Origin of the sequence: Candidatus Ichthyocystis sparus, from assembly GCF_900078745.1 — a bacterium.
GTDB lineage: Bacteria > Pseudomonadota > Gammaproteobacteria > Burkholderiales > 2013Ark19i > Ichthyocystis > Ichthyocystis sparus.
This window is the reverse complement of sequence record NZ_FKII01000023.1, coordinates 1-1,702: the sequence shown is the minus strand read 5'-3', so window position 1 is coordinate 1,702 and position 1,702 is coordinate 1. Positions and strand designations below refer to the sequence as shown.

General features: G+C 41.7%; 1 pseudogene. It reads right to left on the bottom strand.

The window, feature by feature from the left end:
* Nucleotides 1-1,702: pseudogene (locus tag A6733_RS08675) on the bottom strand (hypothetical protein); the annotation flags it as partial.

Genomic DNA, 1,702 nt, shown 5'->3' with positions numbered 1-1,702 from the left:
TAGGCCGTGGAAGAGAGGCAACCGAACGACTAGCAAGATCAATAGCACAACTTCCCGATTGCGTACCGTCTGCACATTTACTACTGTCTCCTAGTGCCTTGCTTTCACTTATCACACATCTCTTAGGTTTGGGTTTGGGTTTGGGTTTGGGTTTGGGTTTGGGTTTGGGTTTGGGTTTGGGCAGAGCTTGTTGAAGAGAGGTGTCCAAAGAACAAGCACCACTTCCTGATTTCTTGCTCTTACTTATTAAACGTTTTTTGGAAACAGACTCAGTACCCTCCTCCGTACATTTACTACCATTTCCTGATTTCTTTCTCTTATACATCACACGCTTTTTTTCATATTCTTGATAAATTGAAAATACTACTACGGGAGCACTAACAGCATCGAAAATATTAATAAAATCTTCACAATTAGCACCACTCAACGATATATCTTCTAGTCCAGCAAAAATTGAATCAGCTATGCTATCCCACCTCAAGTTAAATATAGACTCCGCGTCCTCGCGAACAGCACAATCCAGATTAGACAGAAAACTTAGTAACACTTCTCCACTTAGTGGCACTGGCCTACAATCAGAGGAACTCGAAAATACTCTAATACCAGCAAGAGAACGTATAAAATCAGGGCGGTACTTGGAATGATAGAGACAAAGAAACCTAGCCATAAAACCAAGTAAATGCAGTTCCTTATAGGTTCTGCACCAAATAACAGCCTGCCCAACCATCGAAAGTCCATTACTCACGGACCTTAATAGGTTACCCAGTACCATCGAGCAAGACGTTTTGGCAGATTTACGAATGACAAAAAAGAGACCGTAAATTAGTTTAGCATTATCAGGATGTAACCTAACACCAAGCAAATCAACATATTGAACGGGTAATGAAACACTAGAGGAAGAGATCGAAACTTCAGAAGTAACTGCAGAAGCAGTTGAAGCACTCGCTTCAGTAGAAACAGGCAGCACCCCAACATCAGTAGTACAAATGGTCCCTGCCTCAGCATGAGTAGAAACAGGAACACTATCGCTACTCTTATGTCTTTTTGCTACAATCGTATCAGAAGAAGATTCGCCCATAGGACCCCCAACAGAAACAGACAACATGGTCAATTCATGGGATGCACTAGAAGCCTCTACTAATGGTAACGAAGAACTAGATTGAGATGGTAATGACTGAGGGTTTGGAAGGGAAGAATGCGTAAGGTCTACAACACCAATTACTGGTGCTACACCATCACCTTTACTACCTTTTTTCCTTATATAGGCCTCTAACTTTGTTGATAACGCCATTGCGAGAATGCCAGCAATGTCAAGGACTCTAACAAAATCTCTACAACTAATAGCACTCAAGGACTCATCTTCCAGAGAAACAGAAACTTTACTCCAACAAGAGCTAAAAACAGACTCCATCTCTCTACGGATAGCACAATCTAGCCCCAATAAAAAATCTAGCAAATCACCTTCGGCATCCAACAATACTTGAATTTTAGAAATAGAACGTACGAAATCAGGGCGGTGCTCAGTATGGTACTCACCAAAACACCTGGACACAAAACCAACTTCACACGTTTCCTTGTAGGTCCTGTACCAAATAGCTCTTTCAGTCACTGAAAGCTTGTCACTTATTTCTTGTGGGAGCTGTTTGCTTACCATGTCTTCATAAATGCTCCTGGCAAGTGCACCAACTTTAGAAAAGAGAGC